Here is a 6,031-nt window from a genome sequence, read left to right on the forward strand (position 1 = left end):
CGGACGCGCAGCAGCCGTTGGCCCAATCTGCGCGGAATCAAAGGGCGGGGATGAGCCCCGCCTTTCCCGTCCAAGAGCCTCATTTCCAGAGTAATTCATGATGGCTCCAGCAATCCCTGCCGCGGCATTAACTTGCATGCTCCGGCCCGGGTTTCGAGCCGTCAATGCGTTCCGGCGATGACGAACCTTGCCAAGGCTTTCCCGGACCGTTAGCCAGCCTTGCTGAGGCTGCCTGCAGAGGACTTTCCCGTGCGGCGATCCTGTTCCACCTCGTAGTTGATCTTCTGGCCCTCATTAAGGGTCGACAGGCCCGCTCGTTCAACAGCGGAAATGTGGACAAAGACATCCTGACCGCCGTTGTCAGGCTGAATAAAACCAAAACCCTTCGTGCTGTTGAACCACTTCACCGTTCCAGTCGCCATATCCATTCCTTTGTAATAAGTCGCAACTTAGGCAGGCCATTCACGCCAGCCTGATTTGTACACGAGACTTTAGGCGCATCAAAATCGGAAAATTGCAAGGCCCACTCGATCGCCTGATCTCCAGCAGCAACTGCAACATATGCGAGGCGCGTGCCAGACGAGGCGTATGCCAGACGTTTCGTCGTGCGCTGTCGCTCGAACGTTGACAGAAACAATGACACACCTTGCAAACTCGGCACATCTTGTGGACGTGCTCGGGTCGCTTCTCGACTGCGATACCCGCTCCTGACCGGGTATCGTCGGCCAAAATGAGGGTTTTTGTCATGTGCCGCCAGACCGAAAGATCAGGCGCGCAGCGACCTGCACATTCAAACCGGAACCCGCGAACCTCGATTAGCTTCTGCCTGCTCCGAAGGGCGGTAGCCTGCTCTGAGGCGGGCCACTGTCGGGTTGAAAACCAACTGTCGGGTTCGGAACCCCAGATTGTCGGCAAGGTACGCGCCGCCCACTGGTTGGCCAAAGGGCACTGGCTCCTGATCCTGCCGCCATGCTCGCCCGATCTCAACCCGATCAAGACAGGTCTGCTCAAAACTCAAGGCGCGGCTGCGGAAGAAGGCGGCCAAAACTTTCGACGCTCTCTGCGGAACTCTCGGCGATATCTGCCAGCTGCTGGAGCCAAATCAAAAACCATTAATTGCGACAGGTGATTTTATGACATTCATTGCGAAGAGGCCAGAATGAACAGCGGAAGAGAGTAGCAGCTCTCTGGTCGCGGCGAGGTGGATCGTCGACACGATCGGCACCTGGCCCGTGCGGGGATCGCACCGCAGCCAGCACCAGAGCCAGACCTTGACCGCTTGCCTTGCTCAGGCGCCACAACAACGAGTGGCTGGAAGCAGATCCACGTGAACTCAGCGATATCGATCAGACGATGCTTACCCTCATGAAAGCCGATCCCGACGCTGTCCAGCGCCGCGAAATCCTGACCAGCATATGGCGCATCGGATGCCACCGCCTGCACACTCACCATCGACATGCCGGAACTCGGAACCAAAGGCCGCAAGCCTCGCCGGCCTCGGCAAAATGGAGCGGCCGCGCCTGGGCGGCCGGGCCAATGTTCGCCAGGCCCTCTACATGCCCGGCCCTTCGCCCTGCGCTTCAACCCCGACCTCAAGGCAAAATACCAGGCGCTAAAGGCGGCAGGCAAACCCGCAAAGGTCATCATCTTGTTGCGAAAGCTCCTCATCCTAGCAAACGCTCTCCTCAAGGCGCAGCGAAAATGGCCCCTAAAACCCTTGACCGAAACGGATACCTTAGCCTTTCAGGTGAGGCGGGCCGAGATAGACCAACCGCGGGTTTAACTTCGCGAGTTTAAGCTGATTATGCCGATGCAACTCTAGCGCCTGCGCGACCGTTTTAGCTTCCATCAACAAGGCGGCAGGGTGGGAGGAAGTACCCTCCCCTGCCGCGAACAAGCTTTGGACAAAGCCCCACCTTGTCCGTAATGTGATCGGGAGGCCGGGGCGCGGCGGTGCTCAGCGGATGTGACGCGCGAGATCTGCGACCCTACCCATCAGCACTTCCATCGGTCCTCGCTGGAAGACGCGCAGCCAAAGCACCGCAAAAGTGCTGATAACCACAACGAAGCCAAAGAGCGTGGACAGGCTCTCGTCTTTGAAAATGTTTATCTTCATAAGATAGGCTATTCCCGCAATGTGCAGCACATAGGCCGTCAAAGACATCGAGCCGACTGCGATTATTGGCCAGACCAGCTTTCGCAGACGCGGGAGCGCATCCACAGCGAGCATGCAAGCCGCCAAGATGATCATTGCGCAACCGGTGCTGCCCACGATCGAAAGCGTCGTTTCGCTATGAGGTGCGGCTATCCATGACGACTTGACTATAAATGACGACTTGGAAGGCTCAAAAGCGCCGTCAACGTCAGACCACCACAAGGAGGTTTCAGTCAAAGCGCGGGAACTCAGCGCGAGCAAGGATCCCCCATGGCCCAACACGGCCAGCGCGACCCCCGCCAGACCAAGGCGCCAATGCGCTGCTAGCGTATTAAGATTAAGGCGCGCGATGGCCATGCCAGCGATGAGGAAAGGAACCCAGGTCACCGCGGGATAGTAGCCGTTGACCATGAGGTTGAAGACCGGGTCGAGGAGGTTGGGGGCAACCGACAGAAGGGAGGAACGGACTTGCGGGAGAACTAATGCCGTAGCGGCAGCGATCAAGCCCAGCTGATATGCGCTGAGCCGATGGAGCGGCAATACCAACAAGAAGCAAATTCCGTAGTATTCTAGGATGACTTCGACCTGGGTACCGAGGCAGCCCAGGATTGAGCCAAGCGCGAGCAAAACAAGGGCACGAATTGCGACTCTGGCGATGGCCTGTCTACCGGCTATCCCCGACTTCGGCGCCTTGCGACCTGTAATCAGGAGGATTGAAAAACCGGCCAATACGGCAAACAGGGCCGACGGCCGCCCATGGGTTAGTTCCATCAGAAACCCGACTAGTCCTCCTTCGCCGGGGTCGGGACCGAGATGGGCGGCATACATCCCGAAGACAGCCAGGCCCCGAGCGAGGTCGATGCCGACCAGCCGATCTACTACCGACCCATTCCTAGCGTCGGCAACCGGTGCCTTCATTACCATGGTAGATTCCCTTGCTGGGTGTGTGGATCGCGGGAGCCGCGATAGGAGAGCCGGTCGGCTGCTGCCGTCGCCTCGTGAAAGGGTTCAAAACATCGCGCCATCTGGCGCATCGAGCCGGCGACAGAGCTGTTCAGCCATTAGCCTGGGGTAAGAACAACAGATCGGCTCACAAAGCCTGTGTCACGGACCTGAAAAGTGGTGTCGCGGAACCGTCGTTTTTTGCATGATGGCTAAGCCGAGAGATCCACTGCACCGACGAGAGACTCAGCGACGTTAGATATCCGATCAGTACGCCGCGGCTCCGCCGGTGACGATCACCCCGGGTGTCAAGGCCAGGGCGTAAACCTGCCATAATCTGTGGTAGTGCGCCCGCGACCAATCCGTTCGACAAAGCTCGGCGCATGGTCGAGCCAATCATATTCTTCCATGTGGCTGTTGCCTGAAAAACCGAAGACGCCGTTCGCTGGTCCAGCTGTTCCAGACCTCGGCCTGCGTCGGTCATTAGAACCGGCGCGCCTGTTTCCCAAATCAATTTGCTGATGCAGCCGCCGGGGGTCACATTGAGCAAAAGTGCCGAGGTCAGGACGGGTTTCATAGGGGCTCTTCGTTTGGCTTTGTTAACGACCCCTTTCTTGCAAGTTGTAGCTGACAGCAGCCTGAAAGCTCCCCAAATAATTCGCTGCCGCCGGTTCAGCCTATTGTCAGCTTCGACCAATAAGATGGGAGCCTTGCCCTCATACCGGAGCTCGGCAGCATGATGCGAATACTGCTCACTGAAGACGATAAGGACCTTGGAAGTGCTATGCACGATCATTTGGTGGCTGGTGGCCACGCGGTCGACTGGGCCAAGAACCTGTCCGAAGCGCGCGATTATGCAGCTGTGGTCGGCTACGACCTTATTTTGCTCGACGTTCACCTGCCGGACGGCAATGGGATCGACTATCTGCGGGAGCTGATCAAGGAACTTGAATCGGCACCGGTCATCATTCTGACAGCCTGCGATCGGATTTCGCATCGCATCGAGGGCTTCAACGCTGGAGCCGACGACTATTTGGTCAAGCCGTTCGATCTGGGGGAACTCTCAGCGCGTATCCATGCAGTGGCACGTCGCCATGGGCATTTTCCGGAGCCGCAATTTTCGGTTGGGACGCTTTCCATACAGGCAGCCGAGCGACGCCTCTTCCGCGACGGGCAGGAGGTCTACCTGACTTGACGCGGATGGGCGGTGCTCGACTACCGTCTGCCCCAGCCCTGCACGGTCGTTTCAAAAGGGAAGATCGTGGACGCGCTTTTCGGCAGACGGCGCTGATTCATACTCTAAAAGAAAATTCGGCTTCCAGTTGCCTTGGCCATGACTGCCCTTCCCGAGAGATGGGTGACAGTTCATTCCGGATAGATGGGTTACACTTTCGGCCCTTTGCAAGGAGAGCAAGGTGCCTTGGAAGGAGTGTAACGTCATGGAAGAGCGGCTGAAGTTCGTCGCCCGGCTGCTGGACGGCGAGAAGATGGCGGTGCTTTGCCGGGAGTTCGATATCTCGCGCAAGACCGGCTACAAGATCCTCACGCGCTACAACGACAGCGGCCTGGAGGGGCTGACGGACCGATCGCGGCGCCCTATCGCCACGCCAATCAGCTTCCGTTTCAAATCGAGAAGCTGATTGTGCGCCTCAAGCAAGACAAGCCGACATGGGGTGCGCCGAAGATACGCGAGCGGCTGGCCCGGCTGTATCCGGATGTGCACCGGCCCGCGATCTCGACCGTGCATGCCGTGCTCGACCGCCGGCATGGTCGAGCGCCGCAAGCGCAGGCGCAACAGGGCGACGGGGACACCACTTTCAAACGGCTGTCGCCCTAACGATCTTTGGTGTGCCGACTACAAGGGCGAGTTCGGCAGAGAACACGGCCGGGACAGGGGATCACAAACACTTGACCGTTCCAGACCCTGGCAGTGGCGCATCGATTGACCGTTGGCTCTGTTCGTGGGCACCGAAAATAGGGCCTTCTTGGTCCTCGGCAGAGAATATGGCCCGGACGGGGGATAACAAACACTTGACCGTTCCAGACTCTGGCAGTGGCGCATCGATTGACCGTCGACTCTGTTCGCGAGCGCCGAAAATACGGACGACCCCTATGGTCAAAGTGCACTTCTGACCTGCTAGGCACTGTTCGATAACTGGAGGCACCCGCTACGGTGCCCTCGTATTTAAGACACCTGTCAGTTTCAAGCCTGGACATTGACGCGTGGCGCGGCTGCCATTCGTTGACCGCCACGTCGAATTGCCCGCCAACCAGTGTACAGCCGCCGGTGGTCACATTGAGCAAAAGTGCCGAGATCAGGAGGGGTTTCATAAGGCCTCTTCGTTTGGCTTTGTTAACGACCCCTTTCTTGCAATTGTAGCTGACAGCAGCCTGAAAGCCCCCAGATATTCGCTGGCGCCGGTTCAGCCTACTGTCAGCTTCGATCAATAAGGCAGGAGCCTTGCCCTCATACCGGAGCTCGGCAGCCTGATGCGAATACTGCTCATTGAAGACGACGACGACCTTAGAAGTGCTGTGCACGATCATTTGGTGGCTGGTGGCCACGCGGTCGACTGGGCCGAGGGCCTGTCCGGAGCGCGCGGTCATGCAGCTGTGGCCGGCTACGACGTTATTTTGCTCGACGTTCACCTGCCGGACGGCAATGGCATCGACTATCTGCGGGAGCTGATCAAGGGGCTTGATACAACGCCGGTCATCATTCTGACAGCCCGCGATCGGATTTCGCACCGCATCGAGGGGCTCAACGCTGGCGCCGACGACTATTTGGTCAAGCCGTTCGATCTGGGGGAACTCTCGGCACGCATCCGTGCAGTGGCACGTCGCCAAGGGCATTTTCCGGAGCCGCAATTTTCGGTTGGGACGCTTTCCATACAGGCAGCCGAGCGACGCCTCTTCCGCGACGGGCAGGAGGTC

General features: G+C 58.4%; 4 protein-coding genes and 2 pseudogenes. 4 read left to right on the forward strand and 2 right to left on the reverse strand.

The genetic code is table 11. The annotated features are described in order from the left end of the window. Nucleotides 1-209 precede the first annotated feature (209 nt). On the reverse strand, nt 210-422 hold the full coding sequence (locus EOB80_RS30405) for a cold-shock protein (protein ID WP_008874821.1): 213 nt from the start codon (nt 420-422) through the stop codon (nt 210-212). Nucleotides 423-946: 524 nt separating this feature from the next. Between EOB80_RS30405 and EOB80_RS35645 the strand changes: the two are divergent. Then, nucleotides 947-1,163: pseudogene (locus EOB80_RS35645) on the forward strand (transposase); the annotation flags it as partial. A gap of 794 nt (nt 1,164-1,957) precedes the next feature. Here EOB80_RS35645 and EOB80_RS30410 read toward each other — a convergent pair. Then, on the reverse strand, nt 1,958-3,079 hold the full coding sequence (locus EOB80_RS30410; RefSeq protein WP_024505387.1) for a DUF418 domain-containing protein: 1,122 nt from the start codon (nt 3,077-3,079) through the stop codon (nt 1,958-1,960). Between the two features lie 754 nt (nt 3,080-3,833). Between EOB80_RS30410 and EOB80_RS30415 the strand changes: the two genes are divergently transcribed. From EOB80_RS30415 to EOB80_RS30425, 3 genes and pseudogenes are all read left to right on the forward strand, one after another. Further along, the gene (locus tag EOB80_RS30415; protein ID WP_224570033.1) at nt 3,834-4,292 is read left to right on the forward strand and encodes a response regulator transcription factor; all 459 of its coding nucleotides are present in this window, start codon (nt 3,834-3,836) and stop codon (nt 4,290-4,292) included. 244 nt (nt 4,293-4,536) lie between these two features. Next, nucleotides 4,537-4,968: pseudogene (locus tag EOB80_RS30420) on the forward strand (helix-turn-helix domain-containing protein); the annotation flags it as partial. 619 nt (nt 4,969-5,587) lie between these two features. Further along, nucleotides 5,588-6,031: response regulator transcription factor (locus tag EOB80_RS30425; protein ID WP_164762778.1), on the forward strand; the 444-nt coding region annotated here is incomplete at its 3' end.

Origin of the sequence: Mesorhizobium sp. M7A.F.Ca.MR.245.00.0.0 (assembly GCF_003997415.1) — a bacterium.
GTDB lineage: Bacteria > Pseudomonadota > Alphaproteobacteria > Rhizobiales > Rhizobiaceae > Mesorhizobium.